The organism is Mycobacterium sp. SM3041 (genome assembly GCF_039668335.1).
Taxonomy (GTDB): Bacteria; Actinomycetota; Actinomycetes; order Mycobacteriales; family Mycobacteriaceae; genus Mycobacterium.
In genome coordinates this window covers 31,717-54,536 of record NZ_JAYXBQ010000020.1, presented here as the reverse complement: position 1 = coordinate 54,536, position 22,820 = coordinate 31,717, and the positions used below count along the sequence as shown (strand labels likewise).

The 22,820-nt window shown below is 68.3% G+C and carries 20 protein-coding genes; 15 read left to right on the top strand and 5 right to left on the bottom strand.

The window, feature by feature from the left end:
* Window positions 1-16 precede the first annotated feature (16 nt).
* Window positions 17-1,420 (top strand): cytosine permease, encoded by a 1,404-nt coding sequence (locus VXD91_RS05800; RefSeq protein WP_346414900.1) that lies wholly within the window; start codon window positions 17-19, stop codon window positions 1,418-1,420.
* A gap of 5 nt (window positions 1,421-1,425) precedes the next feature.
* On the opposite strand, the gene VXD91_RS05795 is transcribed toward VXD91_RS05800, so the two are convergent.
* A complete protein-coding gene (locus VXD91_RS05795) occupies window positions 1,426-2,025 on the bottom strand; it encodes an XRE family transcriptional regulator (RefSeq protein WP_318984592.1) in 600 nt (199 codons plus the stop codon).
* Between the two features lie 88 nt (window positions 2,026-2,113).
* Here VXD91_RS05795 and speB point away from each other — a divergent pair, with 88 nt between their 5' ends.
* Complete coding sequence (gene speB, locus VXD91_RS05790; protein WP_346414899.1) at window positions 2,114-3,094, top strand: agmatinase; 981 nt, start codon at window positions 2,114-2,116, stop codon at window positions 3,092-3,094.
* On the opposite strand, the gene VXD91_RS05785 is transcribed toward speB, so the two are convergent.
* Together VXD91_RS05785 and acnA are read right to left on the bottom strand one after the other, a co-directional pair.
* Window positions 3,095-3,661 carry a helix-turn-helix domain-containing protein gene (locus VXD91_RS05785; RefSeq protein WP_318984594.1) on the bottom strand — a complete coding sequence of 189 codons (567 nt, stop codon included), beginning with the start codon at window positions 3,659-3,661 and terminating at the stop codon, window positions 3,095-3,097.
* A 74-nt stretch (window positions 3,662-3,735) separates the two neighbouring features.
* Window positions 3,736-6,558, bottom strand: coding sequence for an aconitate hydratase AcnA (gene acnA, locus VXD91_RS05780; RefSeq protein ID WP_346414898.1), 2,823 nt, complete (start codon window positions 6,556-6,558; stop codon window positions 3,736-3,738).
* A gap of 161 nt (window positions 6,559-6,719) precedes the next feature.
* On the opposite strand from acnA, the gene VXD91_RS05775 reads away from it, so the two are divergent.
* The 8 genes from VXD91_RS05775 (at window position 6,720) to VXD91_RS05740 (ending at window position 14,824) form a co-directional block, all read left to right on the top strand.
* Window positions 6,720-7,349 carry a DUF6676 family protein gene (locus VXD91_RS05775; protein ID WP_135355955.1) on the top strand — a complete coding sequence of 210 codons (630 nt, stop codon included), beginning with the start codon at window positions 6,720-6,722 and terminating at the stop codon, window positions 7,347-7,349.
* Window positions 7,350-7,586: 237 nt separating this feature from the next.
* Window positions 7,587-9,020 carry an NlpC/P60 family peptidoglycan endopeptidase RipA gene (gene ripA, locus VXD91_RS05770; protein WP_135355956.1) on the top strand — a complete coding sequence of 478 codons (1,434 nt, stop codon included), beginning with the start codon at window positions 7,587-7,589 and terminating at the stop codon, window positions 9,018-9,020.
* Between the two features lie 58 nt (window positions 9,021-9,078).
* Window positions 9,079-9,759, top strand: coding sequence for an NlpC/P60 family peptidoglycan endopeptidase RipB (gene ripB / locus VXD91_RS05765; RefSeq protein ID WP_209841001.1), 681 nt, complete (start codon window positions 9,079-9,081; stop codon window positions 9,757-9,759).
* 149 nt (window positions 9,760-9,908) lie between these two features.
* Window positions 9,909-11,057 carry a MoxR family ATPase gene (locus tag VXD91_RS05760; RefSeq protein ID WP_020100548.1) on the top strand — a complete coding sequence of 383 codons (1,149 nt, stop codon included), beginning with the start codon at window positions 9,909-9,911 and terminating at the stop codon, window positions 11,055-11,057.
* A 53-nt stretch (window positions 11,058-11,110) separates the two neighbouring features.
* Window positions 11,111-12,028, top strand: a complete 918-nt coding sequence (locus VXD91_RS05755) for a DUF58 domain-containing protein (protein ID WP_346414904.1) — start codon at window positions 11,111-11,113, stop codon at window positions 12,026-12,028.
* An 87-nt stretch (window positions 12,029-12,115) separates the two neighbouring features.
* On the top strand, window positions 12,116-12,880 hold the full coding sequence (fabG1, locus tag VXD91_RS05750; RefSeq protein WP_135355959.1) for a 3-oxoacyl-ACP reductase FabG1: 765 nt from the start codon (window positions 12,116-12,118) through the stop codon (window positions 12,878-12,880).
* 48 nt (window positions 12,881-12,928) lie between these two features.
* Window positions 12,929-13,738 (top strand): NADH-dependent enoyl-ACP reductase InhA, encoded by an 810-nt coding sequence (gene inhA, locus VXD91_RS05745; RefSeq protein ID WP_061000853.1) that lies wholly within the window; start codon window positions 12,929-12,931, stop codon window positions 13,736-13,738.
* Window positions 13,739-13,822: 84 nt separating this feature from the next.
* Window positions 13,823-14,824 (top strand): ferrochelatase, encoded by a 1,002-nt coding sequence (locus VXD91_RS05740; RefSeq protein ID WP_346414897.1) that lies wholly within the window; start codon window positions 13,823-13,825, stop codon window positions 14,822-14,824.
* A 6-nt stretch (window positions 14,825-14,830) separates the two neighbouring features.
* On the opposite strand, the gene VXD91_RS05735 is transcribed toward VXD91_RS05740, so the two are convergent.
* Window positions 14,831-15,667 (bottom strand): hypothetical protein, encoded by an 837-nt coding sequence (locus VXD91_RS05735; RefSeq protein WP_135355961.1) that lies wholly within the window; start codon window positions 15,665-15,667, stop codon window positions 14,831-14,833.
* A gap of 59 nt (window positions 15,668-15,726) precedes the next feature.
* Here VXD91_RS05735 and VXD91_RS05730 point away from each other — a divergent pair, with 59 nt between their 5' ends.
* From VXD91_RS05730 to VXD91_RS05720, 3 genes are read left to right on the top strand one after another with little or no spacing between them, the layout of a single operon-like run.
* Window positions 15,727-16,158, top strand: a complete 432-nt coding sequence (locus VXD91_RS05730) for an NfeD family protein (RefSeq protein ID WP_020100542.1) — start codon at window positions 15,727-15,729, stop codon at window positions 16,156-16,158.
* Window positions 16,159-16,176: 18 nt separating this feature from the next.
* Window positions 16,177-17,382, top strand: coding sequence for an SPFH domain-containing protein (locus VXD91_RS05725; RefSeq protein WP_244872557.1), 1,206 nt, complete (start codon window positions 16,177-16,179; stop codon window positions 17,380-17,382).
* Between the two features lie 2 nt (window positions 17,383-17,384).
* Complete coding sequence (locus VXD91_RS05720) at window positions 17,385-17,747, top strand: DoxX family protein (protein WP_318984597.1); 363 nt, start codon at window positions 17,385-17,387, stop codon at window positions 17,745-17,747.
* Here VXD91_RS05720 and VXD91_RS05715 read toward each other — a convergent pair whose 3' ends face one another.
* Window positions 17,748-18,470, bottom strand: coding sequence for a TVP38/TMEM64 family protein (locus tag VXD91_RS05715; protein WP_212811505.1), 723 nt, complete (start codon window positions 18,468-18,470; stop codon window positions 17,748-17,750). It lies immediately after the preceding gene.
* Between the two features lie 223 nt (window positions 18,471-18,693).
* Here VXD91_RS05715 and mutA point away from each other — a divergent pair, with 223 nt between their 5' ends.
* Both mutA and scpA read left to right on the top strand, forming a co-directional pair.
* Window positions 18,694-20,559, top strand: a complete 1,866-nt coding sequence (gene mutA / locus VXD91_RS05710; RefSeq protein WP_346414896.1) for a methylmalonyl-CoA mutase small subunit — start codon at window positions 18,694-18,696, stop codon at window positions 20,557-20,559.
* Between the two features lie 2 nt (window positions 20,560-20,561).
* Complete coding sequence (scpA, locus tag VXD91_RS05705) at window positions 20,562-22,811, top strand: methylmalonyl-CoA mutase (RefSeq protein WP_346414895.1); 2,250 nt, start codon at window positions 20,562-20,564, stop codon at window positions 22,809-22,811.
* The last annotated feature ends 9 nt before the right edge of the window (window positions 22,812-22,820 follow it).

The window sequence follows — 22,820 nt, the reverse complement described above, 5'->3', positions numbered from 1 at the left end:
CATCAAAGGGGATGCCATGGCAGGCGCAATCGAGACCCGGTCCATCGACTGGATTCCGACCGGCGAACGCAGGGGCAAGGTGCACCACCAGGCGCCGTTCTGGTTCACCGGGAACTTCGTGTTGACCACGATGGTGACGGGCTTCCTCGGGCCGGCCAACGGCCTGTCCGCCGGGTGGTCGGTGCTCGCGGCGGTCGCAGGCGCCTGCTTCGGGACGCTCTTCATGTGCTTCCACGCCAACCAGGGCCCCACGATGGGCCTGCCGCAGATGATCCAGTCGCGCGCGCAGTTCGGCTCGCGGGGCGCGCTCGTCCCGTTCGTCGCCGTCGTCTTCGTGTACATCGGCTTCAACGTCTTCAACACGATCCTCGCCACGTCGGGCTTCAAGACGGTCTTCGCGGGCCCGAACTGGCTCTGGTATCTCGGGCTGATGGTCGCGGCGATCGTCATCGCCGTCGTCGGCTTCGACCTGATGATGGTCGTGCAGCGGTGGCTGACGTACCTGCTGATCGTGGTGTTCGGTGTCCTCACCGTCTACGCGTTGTCGACCCTGCATCTCAACGCCGCGGTTCCCGACGGCGGCAAGTTCTCGCTGACGGTGTTCCTGATGCAGTTCGCCGCGGCGGCCGGATATCAGATCTCGTATGCGGTGTACGTGTCCGACTACTCGCGGTACCTGCCGGAGAACACCTCGGCCAAGCACGTCATCTGGTGGACCTATCTGGGTGCCGCGGGTTCGTCGGTGTGGCTGATGTCGCTCGGCGCGGTGCTGGCATCGGCGCTGCCGACGCCGGACGCGATCGTCTCGATCCAGACCGTCGGCAACCAATTACTGCCCGGCTTCGGCACTTTCACCGTCGTGGTGGCGTCGATCGCCCTGGTGACCATCATGTCCGTCAACGCCTACGGCGCCAGCCTGACGAGCATGAGCGCCCTGGACGCCTTCCGGCCCATCACGCCGACCGTGCGCCTGCGGGTGATCGGCATCGCGCTCACGTCGTTCGTCGCGTTCGTCGTCGCGCTGTCGCTGCCCGAGGGTTACCTCGAGTCGTTCAACACCTTCGTGCTGCTGATGCTGTACTTCCTGATCCCGTGGACGGCCGTCAACCTCGTCGACTTCTATTTCGTTCGGCGCGGGCACTATTCGATCGTCGACATCTTCCGGCCCGACGGCATCTACGGCCGGTGGTCATGGCGCGGACTGGCGGCGTACCTCGTCGGCATGGTGTCGATGGTGCCGTTCATCTCACTGCACTTCTATGAGGGGCCGGTCGCCAAGATGCTTGGGGGAGTGGATATCTCGTTCCTCGTCGGGCTGGCGGTGTCCGGCGTGGCGTACTACGTCCTGACCCGTGGTGTGGACCTGGCGCCCGAGCATGCCGCCGTCGAGCGCAGTCGTCAGGAGCTGACCGCCGCGTAGGCGGTTTACTCGGCGGCCTCGGCCAGGCGCCGGTGCGCCAGGGCCGGCGTCAGCACCCACAACACCTTCGCGCCGGACTGTGCGTCGGCGTGGAAGGCGTGCGGGCGGTCGGCCTCGAACGTCAGGGCATCGCCGCGGTCGAGGGTGATGCGGCTGCCGTTGCCCTCGACGAAGTCGATGTGCAGCCGGCCCTCGATCACCATGGCGAACTCGACCTCGGCCGGCAGCGAGTAGGTGTCGGTCCCGCTGCCGCCGCCGGGCGCGATGTCGCTCATCAGGACCTGGAACCGTCGCTCGCCCGTCGGCGTGAGCTGGAATTCGGTCATGTGGGTGCCGCCGAACTCGATGCGCGGGTACTCGCCGGCGCGGACCACCTCACCGACGGGCGTCTCGTCGAACAGGGATCCGACCTGGAGTTCGAGCGCTTCGCAGATGCGGATGAGCGCGGCGACGGACGCGTTGGACTGGCCGCGTTCGACCTTCGAGAGGTAGCCCTTGGTCACGCCGCTGGCCGCGGCGAGCTCGTCGAGGGTCATGCGCTTGGCGCTGCGGGCGGCCTTCAACCGTGCGGCGATCGTTAGTTGCGTTGCCGGCGAACCGCCCACGTTTTCCTCCTAGGAAACAAAGGTTGACAATAATTCTACTGCCGGAAACAATGAGACCCAAGCCACACGCCACGACTTTGGAGAACTGATGAGCTTCGACCGGTACATCACGACCACCGCGCCCGACGGCCGCGAGATCATCGGCCAGGTCGACGCCAGCCGGTTCCCGCGCTACGCCGAACCGGCGACCTTCGCCCGGGTACCGCGTCTGGACCAGGTCTCGTCGCCCGACGTCACGATCCTCGGCGTCCCGTTCGACTCGGGGGTGTCCTACCGTCCGGGCGCGCGGTTCGGCCCCGGGCACATCCGTGCCGCGTCCAAACTGCTGCGGCCGTACAACCAGGCCCTCGACGTGTCGCCGTTCGCCAATCAGCAGGTCGCCGACGCCGGTGACATCGGCGTCAACCCGTTCAACATCAGCGAGGCCATCGAGACCATCGACTCCGAGGTGACGGCGCTGCGCAAGGACGGCAGTGCCGTGCTCACGCTCGGCGGCGACCACACCATCGCGCTGCCGATCCTGCGGTCGCTGCACCGTGACCACGGCCCCATCGCCGTGCTGCATTTCGACGCCCACCTGGACACCTGGGACACCTACTTCGGCGCCGCCTACACGCACGGCACCCCGTTCCGGCGGGCCAGCGAAGAGGGCCTCATCGACATGGAGCGTTCACTGCACATGGGCATCCGCGGTCCGCTGTACAGCAAGAAGGACCTCGAGGACGACGCGATCCTCGGCTTCCAGGTGATCCGCTCCGACGACTACCAGGTCGACGGTCTGGCCAGCGTGCGCGAGCGCATGGTCAAGCGGCTGGCCGGTGGTCCGGTCTACGTGTCGGTCGACATCGACGTGCTCGACCCGGCGCACGCGCCCGGGACCGGCACCCCGGAGGCCGGCGGACTGACGTCGCGTGAACTGCTGCATTCGCTGCGCTCGCTGACCGGGCTGAACGTCGTCGGCGCCGACATCGTCGAGGTGTCACCGGCCTACGACCATGCCGAGCTGACGGGCATCGCCGCCGCGCACGTCGGTTACGAGCTGCTGTCGGTGATGAGCGCGAACCGCTAGCTAGGGCTTGCGCCGCACGGACGCCTCGACGATGTCGAGCACGGCGCTCAGATCCTCGCCGGTCTGACCCGACGCGAGCCGCGCGATGAGGCCGTCGAGCACCAGGTCGAGATAGATGTGCAGCACTTCGGTGGGCACGTCGTCACGCAGGGTGCCGGCGGCCTTCTTGCGTTCCAGGCGCGCGATGGTGGCCTGGTTGAGTTCCTCGTAGCGCTGCTGCCACTCGGCGCGGAACTCGGCGTCGGTGCGGAGCCGCCGGGCGATCTCCAGCCGGGTGCCCAGCCACTGGTAGTTCTCCGGCTTGGCCAGCATGTTGCGCATGACCTGTACGAGGCCGTCCTTCTCGACGGTCTCGGCCATCCGCTCGCCGTCCTCCTCGGCGAGCGCGAAGAACAGCGCGTCCTTGTCGCGGAAGTGATGGAAGATCGCGCCGCGCGACATCGCGGTGGCTTCTTCGAGAAGCCGCACGGTCGCACCTTCGTACCCGAACTCGGAAAAACAGCGTCGGGCACCGTCGAGGATCTGCGCTCGACGGGCGGCGAGATGGTCGTCGCTAACTTTGGGCACCAGGACTCCTACTGGCGTTCGGTTGGGCAGCGCCCTCGTATGTCCAGGGGCTGCCCAACCGAATCAGCCAGCTATCAGGCCTCGCTACCCGACCGCAGCATGTTGCGCAGCACGTACTGCAGGATGCCGCCGTTGCGGTAGTAGTCGGCCTCACCGGGGGTGTCGATGCGGACCACGGCCTCGAACTCGACCTTGGTGCCGTCCTCCTTGGTGGCGGTCACGTGCACCGTCTTCGGCGTCTTGCCGGCGTTGAGCTCCTCGATGCCGGTGATGTCGAAGGTCTCGGTGCCGTCCAGGCCCAGCGACTTGGCGCTCTCGCCCGCCGGGAACTGCAGCGGGATGACGCCCATGCCGATCAGGTTGGAGCGGTGGATGCGTTCGAACGACTCGGTGATGACGGCCTTGACGCCCAGCAGCGTGGTGCCCTTGGCGGCCCAGTCACGCGAGCTGCCCGAGCCGTATTCCTTGCCGCCCAGGACGACCAGCGGGATGCCGGCCTTCTGGTAGTTCATGCACGCGTTGTAGATGAACTCCTTCGGGCCACCTTCCTGCGTGAAGTCGCGGGTGTAGCCACCCTGCGTGCCCTCCAGGCCGATGGTGTCGAGGATCCGGTTCTGCAGGCGGATGTTGGCGAAGGTGCCGCGGACCATGACCTCGTGGTTGCCACGACGGCTGCCCAGCGAGTTGTAGTCCTTGCGGGCCACGCCGTGCGCGTCCAGGTAGTCGGCGGCCGGGGTACCCGGCTTGATCGGGCCGGCCGGGCTGATGTGGTCGGTGGTCACCGAGTCACCCAGCAGCGCCATGACGCGGGCGCCCTTGATGTCCGAGACCGGTGCCGGCTCGAGCTCCATACCGTCGAAGTACGGCGCCTTGCGGACGTAGGTCGAGGCGTCGTCCCACGCGAAGGTGTCGCCGTCCGGGGTCGGCAGGTTGCGCCAGTTGTCGTCGCCCTTGAACACGTCGGCGTAGGACTTGCGGAACATGTCCTGGCTGATCGCGCTCTTGATGGTGTCGTCGATCTCCTGAGCCGACGGCCAGATGTCGCGCAGGAAGACGTCGTTGCCGTCGGTGTCCTTGCCGAGGGAGTCCGTCTCGAAGTCGAAGTCCATGGTGCCGGCGAGGGCGTAGGCGATGACCAGCGGCGGCGAGGCCAGGTAGTTCATCTTGACGTCGGGGGAGATGCGGCCCTCGAAGTTGCGGTTACCGGAGAGCACCGCGGTGACGGTCAGGTCCTCTTCGTTGACGGCCTTGGAGATCTCCTCCGGCAGCGGGCCGGTGTTACCGATGCACGTGGTGCAGCCGTAGCCACCCAGGTAGAAGCCCAGCTTCTCCAGGTACGGCCACAGGCCGGCCTTCTCGTAGTAGTCGGTGACGACCTGGCTGCCCGGGGCCATGTTGGTCTTGACCCACGGCTTGCTGGACAGGCCCTTCTCGACGGCGTTGCGGGCCAGCAGGGCGGCACCGATCATGACCGACGGGTTGGAGGTGTTGGTGCAGGAGGTGATACCCGCGACCGCGACGGCGCCGTGGTCGAGGATGAACTCGCCGCGCTCGCCCTTGACGCGCACCGGCTTGCTCGGGCGGCCCTCGGCGCCGTTGGCGGCGGACTGGACGTTGACGGCACCGTCGTCCGCGAACGACAGGGCGGCCGGGTCGGAAGCCGGGAACGACTCCGCAACGGCCTCGTCGAGCTTGGTCTCGGGCGCCGGGTGCTGCTCCTCGACGTAGTTGTGGATGTCCTTACGGAACGCGATCTTGCTCTCCGACAACAGGATTCGGTCCTGCGGGCGCTTCGGGCCGGCGATCGACGGCACGACCGTCGACAGGTCCAGCTCGAGGTACTCCGAGAAGGCCGGCTCGCGGTCGGCGTCGTGCCACATGCCCTGGGTCTTGGCGTAGGCCTCGACCAGCGCCAGCTGCTCGTCGGTGCGGCCGGTCAGGCGCAGGTAGTTGATGGTCTCTTCGTCGATCGGGAAGATCGCACAGGTCGAGCCGAACTCGGGGCTCATGTTGCCCAGGGTGGCGCGGTTGGCCAGCGGCACCTCGGCGACGCCCTTGCCGTAGAACTCGACGAACTTGCCGACGACGCCGTGCTTGCGCAGCATGTCGGTGACGGTCAGCACCACGTCGGTGGCGGTGACGCCCGGCTGGATTTCGCCGGTCAGCTTGAAGCCGACGACGCGGGGGATCAGCATCGAGACGGGCTGGCCCAGCATGGCGGCCTCGGCCTCGATACCGCCGACGCCCCAGCCCAGCACGCCCAGGCCGTTCTCCATGGTGGTGTGGCTGTCGGTACCCACACAGGTGTCGGGGTAGGCCTGGCCGTTACGGACCATGACGGTGCGGGCCAGGTACTCGATGTTGACCTGGTGGACGATGCCGGTGCCCGGCGGGACGACCTTGAAGTCGTCGAAGGCGCCCTGGCCCCAGCGCAGGAACTGGTAACGCTCGGCGTTGCGCTCGTACTCGAGGGCGACGTTCTTCTCGTAGGCGTCGGCGGTGCCGAACACGTCGAGGATGACGGAGTGGTCGATGACCATCTCGGCGGGTGAGAGCGGGTTGACCTTGTTGGGGTCGCCGCCGAGGGCGGTGACGGCCTCACGCATGGTGGCCAGGTCGACGACGCAGGGCACGCCGGTGAAGTCCTGCATGATCACACGGGCCGGGGTGAACTGGATTTCGATGCTCGGCTCGGCCGACGGATCCCAGTTGGCCAGGGCCAGGATGTGATCCTTGGTGATGTTGGCGCCGTCTTCGGTGCGCAGCAGGTTCTCCGCAAGCACCTTGAGGCTGTAGGGAAGCTTCTCGGTACCCGGAACCGCGTCGAGGCGGAAAATCTCGTAGCTGTTTTCCCCGACAACGAGCGTGTCACGGGCTCCAAATGAATTGCTGCTCACATCAACTCCCGGCTAGATCTCGCCGCGACGGGCTGTGTCAGCGGCGCGTTGCTACCCTAACAGTACGCTTGTCCTATGAGCGCCCAGGGGGTGGCTACAGTCTTGTCGGGTTCCGGGTGCGCCGTCAGGGAGTTCGAGGAAATTCCAGTACCGTTTGCCGCGTGACAACTTTCGCGGCATTCATTCCGCCGGACGTCTGCGCCACGGTCGGGCAGGACCCGGCCAAGACCCCTGTCGACGTGTGTATGGCGACAGTGATCACGCAGGTGCGTGACGGTGGGGTCAGCGCGCCGGGCATCGCGCCCGCCAAGACGCCGGCCACGCCGCAGGAGGCGAAGCAGGCGGCCGAGGCCGCGCAGGAGGCCGCCGCCCTGCGTCAGGTCGTCGCCGACGCCCACGCCAAGGGCATCGACCTCAAGATCGTGGTGCTGCCGACGAGTCCGGGCATCGACACCCCGCTGCGCGACATCGCCGCGGACGTGGGCCGGGTGTACCCCGAGTCGACGGTGCTGACCCTCAGTCCCGGCTTCGCCGGCTCGGTCAGCCCGACCTATGACAGGTCGCTGTTGGAGGCCGGTCAGGATCTCGCGAAGACACCGAGCGTTGTGCAGAACTCGAAGAATTTTGTGAGCCAGCTGGAAACCCCGATATTTCCCTGGACGTCGTTCACTGTGGTGGTCATCCTCGGCGTGGTGGCGGCTGCCGTGGGCACCCGGTTTCTGCAGGTCCGGGCCCGGAAAGCGGCCGCGGCTGCGGCGCCGCAGGACGCCGCCGCGCCCGCATCTCGGTAGCTGCGCGCGGGGCGCCGCGAATTCGAATATCACTATTCGGTCACACCTTTTTCAATTACAACGGTGTGGTTTGTTACTAACGTTTCATTTGTGCAACCTGTGACGTACGGTGCAGTTGGTACCGCTTGTTGCAGTTGTGATGATTTGTGATTTCTGCGACTTACGGGACCAACGGATCGAGCCCGCTTTTGCCTTAGGCGGGCACCAGCGCGCTGGAGCCTTAGGAGACCTGAGTCAATGGGACGCAGCATTCGGCCCTTCACCGGTGGGCTGGCCACCCGGCTGGGCAGTCGCGTCGGCACCGGGTCGCTCGTATTCGGTGTCATGACCGCGTCCGTCTTCGCCTCCGGTATCGCGTCGGCCCAACCCGGCAGCAGCGAGATCGCCGCCCTGGTCACCGAACTCGCCAATGCCAACCAGAAACTGCAGGACCTCGGCGCCGCCATCCAGACCCGGCAGGAATCGGTCAACAAGGCGATCGCCGACGTGCAGACCGCCCGGGACGACGCCGCGACCGCCCAGCAGGACATCGACACCAGCCAGACCGGTCTTAAGGACGCCAACGCGGCCATCGCCGCCGCCCAGGCGCACTTCGACAAGTACGCCGAGGCGGCGTACATCAACGGGCCGTCCGCGTCCTACCTGACCGCGACCGATCCCGGCGAGATGATCAACACCGCCGCCACCGGCCAGGCGCTGACCATCAGCTCACAGGAGGCCATCGCCGATCTGCAGCGCAGCCGGACCGAACTGGCCAACCGCGAATCCGCCGCCCGACTTGCCAAGCAGAAGGCCGACCAGGCCGTCAAAGATGCCCAGGCCAGGCAGGACGACGCGGTCAAGGCCCTGACCGACGCCCGGACCACGTTCGCCGACCAGCAGACCCAGTTGGACCAATTGGTCAGCCAGCGCGACGCGGCGCAGGCCAAGCTCAACGCCGCGCGCACGCAGTGGGCCGCGAGCGCCCCGGCGTCCGGAACTCCGGCGGCCGACCCCGGCCGGTATGCCGACAACTGGGACGGCGCGCCCGCCGCGGCCGGCCCCCGCAAGTGGGACGACGGCGGCTGGGACCCGACCCTGCCCAAGATTCCGAGCGCCAACATCCCCGGTGACCCGATCGCCGTCATCAACAACGTGCTCGGCATGACCGCGACCTCGGCACAGGTCACCCAGCAGATGGGCCACAGCTTCCTGCAGAAGCTCGGCCTGGTGCCCGCCACCGTCACCAAGTCGGGATACACCAACGGCGCCATCCCGCGCGTGTACGGAAAGCAGGCCTCGGAATACGTCATCAAGCGCGCCATGTCGCAGATCGGCGTGCCGTACTCATGGGGCGGCGGCACCGCCGCCGGTCCCAGCACGGGCATCGACTCGGGTGCCGGCACCGTCGGCTTCGACTGCTCGGGTCTGATCCTCTACGCCTTCGCCGGCGTCGGCATCAAACTGCCGCACTACTCCGGCAACCAATATGAGGCGGGCCGCAAGATCCCGACATCGCAGGCCCGCCGCGGGGACGTCATCTTCTACGGCCCGGGTGGCAGCCAGCACGTGACCCTGTACCTCGGCAACGGGCAGATGCTCGAAGCGCCCTACACCGGTTCCAACGTCAAGGTGTCGCCCGTACGAACCAGCGGCATGACGCCGTACGTGATCCGTTACATCGAATACTGATACAGGGGTTATTGCATTGCAGGGCAAGGAATTTCACCGGAGAGACCTCCTCGCGGGCGTGGGCGCGCTGGCGCTGGCGCTCGCGTTCGGGCCTGCGCCGAGTGCGGTTGCCGACCCCGACGGCGGCTGGGATCCGACCTTGCCTGCGAAACCCAGCTCCGGCGCGCCCGGTGACCCGGTGGCCATCGCCAACGCGACGTTCCAGGCCAGCCAGCTGGCCCTGCAGACCACCCAGAACCTCGGCCAGAGCTTCCTGTCGAGCCTGGGCCTGGGCGGCAAGCCCAGCGGCGGTGGCGGCGGCAGCGCCACGATGATGCCGGGCGGCCGCGTCGGCGGTAAGCAGGCCATCGAATACGTCATCCGGCGCGGCGGCTCCCAGATGGGCGTCCCGTACTCGTGGGGCGGCGGCACCCTGACCGGTCCCGGCCCCGGCGTGGACTACGACGCCGGCAAGATCGGCTACGACTGTTCGGGTTTCACCCGCTACGCCTACGCCGGTGTCGGCGTGCAGATCCCCAAGTACTCGGGCGACCAGTACAACACCGGGCGCGCCATCCCGCCGTCGCAGGCCAAGCGCGGCGACCTGATCTTCTACGGCCCCGGCGGCAGCCAGCACGTCACGATCTACCTCGGCAACGGGAAGATGCTGGAGGCGTCCGGCAGCGCGGGCAAGGTGACGGTCAGTCCGGTCCGGACGGCCGGCATGTCGCCGCACCTGTCCCGCATCATCGAGACCTGATAATCACCTAAGTCCGTCGTGGCAACGTCGACGGATACGCAGCCGCCTGGAATAGTTGACTCCGGGCGCGCCGCTATATTGGCGGCTACCCGCTAGACCAGCGATTTTGCGCCGGACACCCGGCCGAAACAATTGTGGGAGGAAGCTAGATGACGTCACCGAGTGGGCCGCCCGACGGCGCCGGAGGCTACCCAGGCCCGGCACCCACACAGGGTTACCCGCCCGGGGCGCACGCCGCCCCCGCCGCGCAGCAGCCCGTCAGCGGCTCGTTGCAGTCCGAGGTGCACACCCTCGAGCGCGCCATCTTCGAGGTCAAGCGCATCATCGTCGGCCAGGACCAGCTGGTCGAGCGCATGCTGGTCGGCCTGCTGGCCAAGGGCCACGTCCTCCTCGAAGGTGTCCCGGGTGTCGCCAAGACCCTCGCCGTGGAGACCTTCGCCAAGGTGGTCGGCGGCTCGTTCGCCCGCATCCAGTTCACCCCCGACCTGGTGCCCACCGACATCGTCGGTACCCGCATCTACCGCGTCGGCAAGGAAGAGTTCGACATCGAGCTCGGCCCGGTGATGGTCAACTTCCTGCTCGCCGACGAGATCAACCGCGCACCCGCCAAGGTGCAGTCGGCGCTGCTGGAGGTCATGGCCGAGCGCAAGATCTCCATCGGCGGCAAGACGTTCCCGCTGCCCAGCCCGTTCCTGGTCATGGCGACCCAGAACCCCATCGAGCAGGAGGGCGTCTACCAGCTGCCCGAGGCGCAGCGCGACCGCTTCCTGTTCAAGCTCAACGTCGGCTACCCGTCGCCCGAGGAAGAGCGCGAGATCATCTACCGGATGGGCGTCAAGCCGCCGGAGCCCAAGCAGATCCTCACCACCGAGGACCTGCTGCGCCTGCAGGACGTGGCCGCCAACACCTTCGTGCACCACGCGCTCGTCGACTACGTGGTGCGCATCGTGACCGCCACCCGCGAGCCGGAGAAGTTCGGTATGCCCGACGCCAAGGCGTGGATCGCCTACGGCGCCTCGCCGCGCGCCTCGCTGGGCATCATCAGTGCCTCCCGTGCGCTGGCGCTGGTGCGTGGCCGTGACTACGTCATCCCGCAGGACGTCGTCGAGGTCATCCCGGACGTGCTGCGGCACCGCCTCGTGCTCACCTACGACGCGCTCGCCGACGAGATCTCCGCCGAGACCGTCGTCAACCGCATCCTGCAGACGGTCGCGCTGCCGCAGGTGAATGCCATTCCGCAGCAAGGACATTCGGTTCCGCCCGTGATGGCCGGCGCAGCTGGGGCCTCTGGTCGGTGACCGCCCCCGGGTCTGATCGTTCGGCTTCGCCGCAGACCGGCCGGTCCGTCGATCTGCCGTCACTGCAGCGCGGCCAGATTCGCGATCCCGAACTGTCGGCCGCCCTGCGCAAGCTGGAGCTCACCGTCCGGCGCAAGCTGGACGGTGTCCTCCACGGCGACCACCAGGGTCTGATCCCCGGGCCGGGTTCCGAGCCGGGGGAGTCCCGGCTCTACCAGCCCGGCGACGACGTCCGCCGGATGGACTGGTCCGTCACGGCCCGTACGACGCATCCGCACGTGCGGCAGATGATCGCCGACCGGGAGCTGGAGACCTGGCTGGTCGTCGACATGTCGGCGAGCCTGGACTTCGGCACCGCCGGCTGCGAGAAGCGTGATCTGGCGGTCGCCGCGGCGGCCTCCATCGCGTTCCTCAACAGCGGTGGTGGCAACCGGCTCGGCGCGATCATCTCCAACGGCGACACCGTCCGCCGGGTGCCCGCACTGTCCGGCCGGTTGCACGAGCAGGAGCTGCTGCGCGCCATCGCCACCACACCCAAGGCCCCGGCCGGGGTCCGTGGTGACCTGGCCGCCGCCATCGACGCGCTGCGCCGGCCGGAGCGCCGCCGCGGCATGGCCGTGATCATCAGTGACTTCCTCGGCCCGATCAACTGGATGCGCCCACTGCGGGCCATCTCCGGGCGCCACGAGGTGCTGGGCATCGAGATCATCGACCCGCGCGACGTGGAGCTGCCGGCCGTCGGGGACGTGGTGCTGCAGGACGCCGAGTCCGGCATCACCAAGGAATTCACCATCGATGAGCAACTTCGGGACGACTTCGCCCGCGCCGCCCAGGCGCACCGCGACGAAGTGGCTCGCACACTGCGCCGATGCGATGCCCCGCTGCTGACGCTGCGCACCGACCGGGACTGGATCGCCGACGTCGTCCGGTTCGTGGCGAACCGTCGCCGCGGCGCCATGGCGGCGCGCTGAGCGGACAACGCGTGCACAGACCGTTGTGCGGCTCGCCGCAGCGTGCCGATTTAGGCGTGCACCGGCCGAGACGATAAGTTGACCAGCATGAGTGACACTGTTGCCACCGAGGGTGCCGCCACGCCCGCAGCCGGCCGTCCGGCCTTCGTTTCCCGTTCCGTGCTGGTCACCGGTGGTAACCGGGGTATCGGCCTGGCCATCGCGCAGCGTCTGGCCGCCGACGGCCACAAGGTCGCGGTGACCCACCGCGGTTCCGGTGCGCCCGAGGGCCTGTTCGGCGTCGTGTGTGACGTGACCGACGCCGAGGCCGTCGACCGGGCGTTCAAAGAGGTCGAAGAGCACCAGGGCCCGGTCGAGGTGCTGGTGTCCAACGCCGGTATCTCCAAGGACGCGTTCCTGATGCGCATGACCGAGGAGCGGTTCACCGAGGTCATCGACGCCAACCTCACCGGCGCGTTCCGCGTCACCCAGCGCGCGTCGCGCAGCATGCAGCGCAAGCGTTTCGGCCGCATCATCTACATCGGCTCGGTCTCGGGCATGTGGGGCATCGGCAACCAGGCCAACTACGCCGCCGCCAAGGCCGGCCTGATCGGTATGGCGCGCTCCATCTCGCGCGAGCTCTCCAAGGCCGGCGTCACCGCCAACGTCGTCGCCCCCGGCTACATCGACACCGAGATGACGCGTGCCCTCGATGAGCGCATCCAGGAAGGTGCGCTGGAGTTCATCCCGGCCAAGCGCGTCGGCACGGCCGAAGAGGTCGCCGGTGCCGTCAGCTTCCTGGCGTCCGAGGACGCCGGCTACATCGCCGGTGCGGTCATCCCGGTCGACGGCGGCATGGGCATGGGTCACTGACCCGAATTCTTTGGCTTAGCAGAACTTTCGTTTAAAGGAGTCAGCACAATGGCAGGTTTGCTCGAAGGCAAGCGGATCCTCGTCACCGGGATCATCACCGACTCGTCCATCGCGTTCCACATCGCGAAGGTCGCCCAGGAACAGGGCGCCGAGCTGGTGCTCACCGGCTTCGACCGGATGAAGCTCATCCAGCGCATCGCCGACCGGCTGCCGAACCCGGCGCCGCTGCTGGAGCTCGACGTGCAGAACGAGGAGCACCTGGCCTCGCTCGGTGAGCGCGTCACCGAGGTGATCGGCGCGGGCAACAAGCTCGACGGCGTCGTGCACTCCATCGGCTTCATGCCGCAGAGCGGCATGGGCATCAACCCGTTCTTCGACGCACCCTACGAGGACGTCGCCAAGGGCATCCACATCTCGGCCTACTCGTACGCCTCGCTGGCCAAGGCCCTGCTGCCGATCATGAACGAAGGCGGCGGCATCGTCGGCATGGACTTCGACCCGACCCGCGCCATGCCCGCCTACAACTGGATGACGGTCGCCAAGAGCGCCCTCGAGTCGGTCAACCGGTTCGTCGCGCGCGAGGCCGGCAAGTACGGCGTGCGCTCCAATCTCGTTGCGGCAGGCCCCATCCGGACCCTGGCCATGAGCGCCATCGTCGGCGGTGCCCTCGGCGACGAGGCCGGCCAGCAGATGCAGCTGCTCGAAGAGGGCTGGGACCAGCGCGCGCCGATCGGCTGGAACATGAAGGACCCGACGCCGGTCGCCAAGACCGTCTGTGCGTTGCTGTCCGAATGGCTGCCCGCGACCACCGGCTCGATCATCTACGCCGACGGTGGCGCCAGCACCCAGCTGCTCTGATTCGATTTGTTTTCCGCCGAAACGGCGTTCCAGCAGGTTTCGACTGCCGGGACGCCGTTTCGCGTCTGAGGAGGGGACAAACCCGTGGATTTCGACGCACTGCTGCTGTTGTCGTTCGGCGGACCCGAGGGTCCCGACGACGTCCGCCCGTTCCTGGAGAACGTCACCCGCGGACGCAACATCCCGCCGGCGCGGCTCGACGAAGTGGCCGAGCACTACCTGCATTTCGGTGGCGTGTCGCCGATCAACGGCATCAACCGCGCCTTGATCTCGGAGCTCGAGGCGGCGATGCCGGATCTGCCGGTGTATTTCGGCAACCGTAACTGGGAGCCGTACGTCGAGGACACCGTCATCGCCATGCGGGACAACGGAGTTCGCCGGGCAGCGGTGTTCACCACGTCGGCGTGGGGCGGCTACTCGAGCTGCCGGCAGTATGTCGAGGACATCGCGCGCGGCAGGGCTGCGGCGGGGCCGCAGGCGCCGGAGCTGGTGAAGCTGAGGCAGTACTTCGACCATCCGCTTTTCGTCGAGATGTACTCCGAATTCGTCTCGCAGGCATTGCATTCCGCGCCTGCGGGCGCGCGCCTGGTGTTCACGGCGCACTCCATACCGGTGGCCGCCGACGAACGGTACGGACCGCGGCTGTACAGCCGGCAGGTGGCGTACGCGGCGCGTCTGGTCGCTCAGGCCGTCGGGGTGGGCGACTACGACCTGGTGTGGCAGTCACGGTCCGGCCCGCCGCAGGTGCCGTGGTTGGAACCTGACGTCGCCGACCATCTCGCCGCGCTCGGGGACGCGGGCACCACAGCTGTCGTGGTGTGTCCCATCGGATTCGTCGCCGACCACATCGAGGTGGTGTGGGACCTCGACAGCGAGCTCGCCCAGCAGGCGGCCGACGCCGGAATCACGTTGGTGCGCACCGCAACTCCCAATGCCGACCCGCGGTACGCGCGGCTGGCCGCGTCGCTGGTCGACGAACTGCGCACGGGTGCGGCGCCGGCGCGGGTCGAGGGCCCGGAGCCGGTGCCCGGGCACGGCTGCAGCATCAACGGCGCATCGTGTCTGCCGGGCTGCTGCGGCGACTGACCGGTCCTACCGCTCCCAGGCCGAGTGCAGGATGGCCGTCACGGCGGCCAGCCGGGCCGAGCGCACGATGTCGGTCAGGGGCCGCATGGCCTCGGTGGCGATCTGCATCTCCGATGCGCTCTGCAGGCCGATGGGCGCCAGCCCGGCGCTGACCGTGATGATCGCGTCGATGTGGGCCGCGGTCTCGAGCACCCGCACCGCGCGGGTGGGCGCGTGGTCCGGCAGCTTGTGCAGGTGCCCGGCCTCGAGCAGCTGCTCGACCATCTCGCGCGGATCCTCGATGTCCGAACCGGGTTCGGCCCGCAGGCGGCCGAGGGCGTCGGCCGCCGACCGAACCGCGTCGCGCAGGCGGTACTCCTCTTCGCCGAGGTCGAAGTGGCCGGCCACGGGAGCGCTGGGCAGCGAGTACACCGTCCAGGACAGGGCCTTGACCTCGGCGTCGTCGGTGTCGTCCTCGTATTCGAAATCGGGGACCAGCCCGACGGCCTCGCCGTAGTTGGAGGTGACGACGACGGCTTCGCCCATGTCGACGGCGTCCTGCTGGAACTGGGTGCCGGGGGTCAGTCCACGGACATCCCCGGGTACGGGCAGTACCAGGTTCAGGGCCGGCTCCGAGCGCGCGGCGCCGGCCGCGTGCCGCAGCGTCTGCAGCAACGTGACGCCGCCGTAGTTGGTCAGGTCGGGCCACGGCAGCCCCGTCCGGCTGGCCGCCACGGCGTCGTAAGCGGCAATGGAATGCCTTGGTGCCCACGGCGATAGCGCATCGAGGACATCGTCGGGTGCGGCCAGGCCGGCATGCCAGGCATTGGCCCACACCGTCAGCGAAACACTTGGACACCACATGATGCACGCAGTGTAAAACGCTCCGGCCGATTAAGCCTGCAAGGCGCTACTCTGGTCGCATGCCGGTGCCGTTGCTGTGGCTCATCGTGGCGATCGGGCTCGCCGGTGCCGAAGCGCTGACCGGTGACATGTTCCTGCTCATGCTGTCTGGCGGTGCCCTCGCGACGGCAGGTCTGAGCTGGGCCACCGACTGGCCCATCTGGGCCGACGGTCTCTCCTTCCTCATCGTGTCGGTGCTGTTGCTGGTCCTGGTGCGGCCGGCGCTGCGCAAGCGGCTGGGTGCCGCGGGCCTGCCCGAACCGGTGAAGGCCTTGGAAGGCAAGTCGGCGCTGGTGCTGGAACGGGTGACCCGCCATGAAGGGCAGGTAAAACTCGACGGCGAAATCTGGACGGCGCGCCCGATGGCCGACGACGATGTCTTCGAACCCGGCGATCACGTCACCGTGATGCGGATCGACGGCGCGACCGCGGTGGTCTTCCGGGCCATCTGAACGCAAGAGGAGCTGAAATTGACTGGTGCACTTGTCCTTCTGCTGATCCTGGTGGCGTTTGCCATCGTGGTGGTGGTCAAATCGGTGGCGCTCATCCCGCAGGCCGAGGCAGCGGTCATCGAGCGGCTGGGCCGCTACAGCAAGACCGTCTCGGGCCAGCTGACGCTGTTGCTGCCGTTCATCGACAAGATCCGGGCCCGGGTGGATCTGCGTGAGCGCGTCGTGTCGTTCCCGCCGCAGCCGGTGATCACCGAGGACAACCTGACGGTCAACATCGACACCGTCGTCTACTTCCAGGTGACCAGCCCGCAGGCCGCGGTGTACCAGATCAGCAACTACATCGTCGGCGTCGAGCAGCTGACCACCACGACGCTGCGCAACGTCGTCGGCGGCATGACGCTGGAGCAGACGCTGACCTCGCGTGACCAGATCAACGCCCAGCTGCGCGGCGTGCTCGACGAGGCCACCGGCCGGTGGGGTCTGCGCGTCGCGCGCGTCGAGCTGCGCAGCATCGACCCGCCGCCGTCGATCCAGGACTCGATGGAGAAGCAGATGCGCGCCGACCGCGAGAAGCGCGCCATGATCCTGACCGCCGAGGGCGCCCGGGAGGCGTCCATCAAGCAGGCGGAGGGGCAGAAGCAGTCACAGATTCTGGCGGCCGAGGGTGCGAAGCAGGCGGCGATCCTGGCCGCCGAGGCAGACCGGCAGTCGCGCATCCTGCGCGCGCAGGGTGAGCGGGCCGCCCAGTACCTGAACGCGCAGGGCCAGGCCAAGGCCATCGAGAAGACGTTCGCGGCCATCAAGGCCGGCCGGCCGACGCCCGAGCTGCTGGCCTACCAGTACCTGCAGACGCTGCCGCAGATGGCCAAGGGCGAGGCCAACAAGGTGTGGGTGGTGCCCAGCGACTTCGGTTCGGCGCTACAGGGTTTCACCAAGCTGCTCGGCGCCCCGGGGGAGGACGGCGTGTTCCGCTACACGCCGTCGCCGGTCGACGAGGCCCCCGCCAAGGATGACGACGACGAGGTCGCCGACTGGTTCTCCACCCAGACCGATCCGGCGATCGCGCAGGCGGTGGCAAAGGCGGAAGCCGAGGCCCGCACGCCGGTGCAGCAGCCCGGCTACGGCGTCCCGTCGGTGCCGGTGCCCCCGGCCCCGCCGACGCAGCCGCTCGAGGCGCGTCCGTTCCCCGAAATCGACCCGCCCGCCGGGCAGCACTCGAGGTGACCATGAGCCTGTTGACGTCCCGCCGCACCTACACCGCGCTGGCGCTTCTGATGGCCGGCGACGCGGCGGCGTGTGCCGTGCCCGTCGCACCCATCGAGAAGGCCCTGAACGGCGTGCACTTCCCGCTGGAGTACCGGTGGATCCTCGTCGGCTCCAAGGCGGCGGCTGCCGTGGGCCTGCTTGCCGGACAACGTAATTCGGCCCTGGCCCGGCTGACCACCGCGATGCTGGCGCTGTACTTCACGCTGGCCGTCGGCGCACACATCAGGGCCCACGACAAGCCGGTGAACGCGGCGCCGGCCGTGCTGTTCCTGGCGCTGTTCACCGCGATGACGGCGAAGGGTCTGCCCGAGCGCGAGTCGTAGTCAGCTGTGCGCGTCGACCGGGTGCTGCGCGGCGTGGGCGCGGCGGTGCAGCCGGATCTCGTAGATCAGCCCGCAGATCCCGATGGTCGCGGTGCAGGCCGACACGACCAGCAGCGACGGCCGGATCTGTCCGGTGAGGGCGTCGCCCAGGATGACGACGGCCGCGGTACCGGGCAGCAGCCCGAAGAACGTCGCGAATGCGTACGGCACCACCCGGACCGATGAGGCCCCGGCGGCGTAGTTGAGCACCGAGAACGGCACCGCCGGGATCATGCGCATCGACAGGATCGCCGCCCAGCCGCGTTCCTTGAGTCGCGCGTCGAGGCTGTCGATGTGCTTGTGCGACAGCTTGCTCAACTGCCAGCCGAGCACGCGCACCAGCCAGAGCGCGATCAACGCGCTCAGCGTGCTGGCAATGACGGCCAGTGTGACGCCGAGGGCGGAGCCGAACAGCAGGCCCGCGGCGAGGGTGAACGCGGTGCGCGGGAACGGCAGCACCGTGACGACGGTGTGCGCGAGCAGGAACGCCAGCGGGAACCACGGCCCGGCGGCGGCCGCCCAGTCGCGCATCTGCACCGCGTTGGGCAACGGCACCCAGATGGCGATTGCGACAAGAATCACAATTGCCGCCCCGATGCCCACGGCCCGTCGCAGCGGCATCTGTGCCGCAGTGGCCTGCACGGCGGACAGGACCGTGCGCAGCGCGCTGACAACGGAGTTCACGTGTTCCAAGGGTACGGGTTGACCGCCCGATCATCGCTGTCAGGAGCGGGCCCATGCGACGTTCGAGCGCCCTGACCCGTCGCTGTCCGGGGTATGCGCAACCGGTGTGCGGTGGAGCTACTGGGTAGTAGCGACCTGCGTGATTTAGCCTGAAAATCAAGTGTGATAGGCATTTCTGCATGCAGTGCCAGATGTCTGATGGCCGAAAGATTGGGAGTCGCCGGTGACTGTCGACGCGTCCACCGTTCGGGACCGCTACGCGCGGTGGCAAGAGAACGTCGCCGGTGTGCTCGCCAAGAGCACGCGCAAGGCTGTCGAGGATCTGCCTGCCGAACCCGAGCGTTTGCTCGATTCACCCACGTACGACGGTTTCCCGGTCCGTCCGCTCTACACCAGCCTGGACGGCTTGGCCGAGCCCGCGCTGCCCGGACACTGGCCGTTCACCCGCGGCGGTGACGCCCACCGCGACGTGCTCGCCGGCTGGAAGGTGGCCGAATCCTTCCCGATCGCCAGCGATGCCGACGTCGCCACGGTCAACGGTGCCATCCTGCTCGCCCTGACCGACGGCACGAGCGCCCTCGAGGTCCGGGTCGGTTCGGGCGGCGTGCCCGTCGACCAGCTCGACCGCGTATTCGAGGGCGTCTTCCTGGATCTGGTTCCGGTGCTCCTGGATGCCGGTGCCGACCTGGCGGCCGCCGCTGACCAGCTGCTCACGCTGGTCAAGCCGTTCGACGCCGACCAGCGTGCCCGGCTGTCGATCGACCTGGGTGCCGACCCGCTGACCGCGCCGCTGTCCGGCCGCGCTGCCGCGACCGACGCCGACGTCGTCGCCACCGCCGCGAAACTGACCGAGTACGACGGGGGAGTGCGCGCCGTCACGGTCGACGCCGCCGCGCTGCACAACCTCGGCGCGAGTGCCTCGCTGGAGCTGGCGGGCGCCATCGCCGCCGGTGTGGCGTACCTGCGTCTGCTCACCGAGAGCGGACTGTCGGCCGCCGACGCGCTGCGGCAGCTCAGCTTCCGCTTCGCCGCCGACGACGACCAGTTCGCCACCATCGCCAAACTTCGTGCGGCGCGCCGGCTTTGGGCCCGCGTGGCGGAGGTCGTCGGTGACCCCGCCGCCGGCGGAGCCGGCAATACTAAAGAAGCCGGCGCCGCGACCATCCACGCCGTCACCTCGAAGGCCATGATGTCGCAGCGTGACCCGTGGGTGAACATGCTGCGCACCACCCTCGCCGCGTTCGCCGCCGGCGTCGGTGGCGCCGACACCGTGCTGGTCGAGACGTTCGACGCCGCCATCGACGGTGGATTGCCCGGCACGGCAGTCACTTTCAGCCGCCGCATGGCGCGCAACACCCAGTTGCTGCTGCTCGAGGAGTCGCACCTGGGTCGCGTCGTCGACCCGTCGGGCGGCTCGTGGTTCGTCGAGGACCTCACCGACCAGCTGTCGCAGCAGGCCTGGGCGAAGTTCCAGGAGCTGGAGTCGTTGGGCGGCTTCGTCGCGGCCCGTGATCAGTTGAGCGCCCAGATCGCCGAGGTCGCGGCCCGTCGCGCCGACGACATCGCGCACCGGCGCACGGCGCTCACCGGAGTCAACGAATTCCCCAACCTCGCGGAAACCCCGCTCGCACAGACGGATTCGTTCCCCGGCGTGGTGCGCTACGCCGCGGCTTTCGAGGCGCTGCGCAACCGCTCCGACGCGTACCTGGCCAAGACCGGCAAGCGCCCGCAGGCCGTGCTGCTGCCCGTCGGCCCGCTCGCCGAGCACAACATCCGCACCACGTTCGCCGCGAACCTGCTGGCTTCCGGCGGCATCGAGGCCGTCAACCCCGGCACCGTCGACGCCGCGGGTGTCGCGGCCGCCGCCGCGGGCCAGGTGGCCGCGGTGGTCTGCGGCACCGACGCCCGGTACGCCGACGAGGCGAGCGATGTCGTCAAGGCCGCCCGCGCGGCCGGCGTCGCGCACGTGTACCTGGCCGGGCCGGAGAAGGCCGTCGCGGACGCGACCGACAAGCCCGACGAATACCTGACCATGAAAATCGATGCCGTCGAAGCGCTTTCGACCCTGCTCACCCGATTGGGGGCATGACAATGACCGCTTCTGACGTGACCACCATCGGTAGTTTCGCCGACGTCCCGCTGCACGGAGAAAGCCCGGTAGCGCCGTCCTCCAGCGCCGTTGACACCCACGTCGCCGACGCCGCGCAGGCGCACGGCTACACCGCGGAGCAGCTCACCTGGTCGACGCCCGAGGGCATTGACGTCAAGCCGGTGTACATCGCCGAGGACCGTGACGCCGTCGCCGCGGCCGGCTACCCGCTGGACAGCTTCCCGGGCACCCCGCCGTTCATCCGCGGGCCGTACCCGACCATGTACGTGAACCAGCCGTGGACCATCCGTCAGTACGCCGGGTTCTCCACCGCCGCCGAGTCCAACGCCTTCTACCGCCGCAACCTGGCCGCCGGCCAGAAGGGCCTGTCGGTCGCGTTCGACCTCGCCACCCACCGTGGCTACGACTCGGACCACCCGCGCGTCCAGGGTGACGTCGGAATGGCCGGTGTGGCAATCGATTCCATCCTCGACATGCGCCAGCTGTTCGACGGCATCGACCTGGGCAGCGTCAGCGTCTCGATGACGATGAACGGTGCCGTGCTGCCGATCCTCGCGCTCTACGTCGTGGCCGCCGAGGAACAGGGTGTGCCGCCGGAGAAGCTGGCCGGGACCATCCAGAACGACATCCTCAAAGAGTTCATGGTCCGCAACACCTACATCTATCCGCCGAAGGCGTCGATGCGGATCATCTCGGACATCTTCGGCTACACCAGTACCAAGATGCCGAAGTTCAACTCGATCTCCATCTCGGGCTACCACATCCAAGAGGCCGGGGCCACAGCGGATTTGGAGCTGGCCTACACGCTGGCCGACGGCGTCGAGTACATCAAGGCCGGCCTCGACGCGGGCCTGGACATCGACAAGTTCGCGCCGCGCCTGTCCTTCTTCTGGGGCATCGGCATGAACTTCTTCATGGAGGTGGCCAAGCTGCGCGCCGGCCGTCTGCTGTGGAGCGAGCTGGTCGCCGAGTTCAGCCCCAAGAGCGAGAAGTCGCTGTCGCTGCGCACGCACTCGCAGACCTCGGGCTGGTCGCTGACGGCGCAGGACCCGTTCAACAACGTCGCGCGCACCTGTATCGAGGCCATGGCCGCCACGCAGGGCCACACGCAGTCGCTGCACACCAACGCCCTCGACGAGGCGCTGGCGCTGCCCACCGACTTCTCGGCCCGCATCGCGCGCAACACCCAGCTGCTGCTGCAGCAGGAGTCGGGCACCACGCGGCCCATCGACCCGTGGGGCGGCTCGTACTACGTCGAGTGGCTCACCCACCAGCTCGCCGAGAAGGCCCGCGCGCACATCAAGGAGGTCGCCGAGCACGGCGGCATGGCGCAAGCCATCGGCGAGGGCATCCCGAAGCTGCGCATCGAAGAGGCCGCCGCACGTACCCAGGCCCGCATCGACTCCGGCGCCCAGACGGTGATCGGCGTCAACAAGTACCAGGTGGACGAGGACCAGGAGATCGAGGTCCTCAAGGTCGAGAACAGCCGGGTGCGGGCCGAGCAGCTCGCCAAGCTCGAGCAGCTGCGGGCCGACCGCGACGAGGCCGCGACGCAGGCGGCGCTGGCCGAATTGACCCGCGCCGCAGGCGAATCCGGTCACGCCGGGGAAGACGGACTGGGCAACAACCTGATGGCGCTGGCCATCAACGCGGCTCGCGCCAAGGCCACCGTCGGCGAGATCTCCGACGCGCTGGAGAAGGTGTACGGCCGGCACCAGGCCGAGATCCGCACCATCGCCGGCGTCTACCGCGACGAGGTGGGGAAGACCGGAAACGTGAGCACCGCAACCGAATTGGTCGAGAAGTTCGCCGAGGCCGACGGCCGCCGCCCCCGCATCCTGGTGGCCAAGATGGGCCAGGACGGCCACGACCGCGGCCAGAAGGTCATCGCCACCGCGTTCGCCGACATCGGCTTCGACGTGGACGTCGGCTCGCTGTTCTCCACGCCCGACGAGGTGGCGCGGCAGGCGGCGGACAACGACGTGCACGTGGTCGGGGTGTCGTCGCTGGCGGCGGGTCACCTCACGCTGGTGCCCGCACTGCGCGACGCACTGGCCGAGGTGGGGCGTCCGGACATCATGGTCGTGGTCGGCGGCGTGATCCCGCCGGGCGACTTCGACGAGCTGTACGAGGCGGGCGCCGCGGCGATCTTCCCGCCCGGGACGGTGATCGCCGACGCCGCGATCGGCCTGTTGGGCAAGCTCGCCGAGCGGCTGGGTTACAAGCTCTGAGGTGGCGGG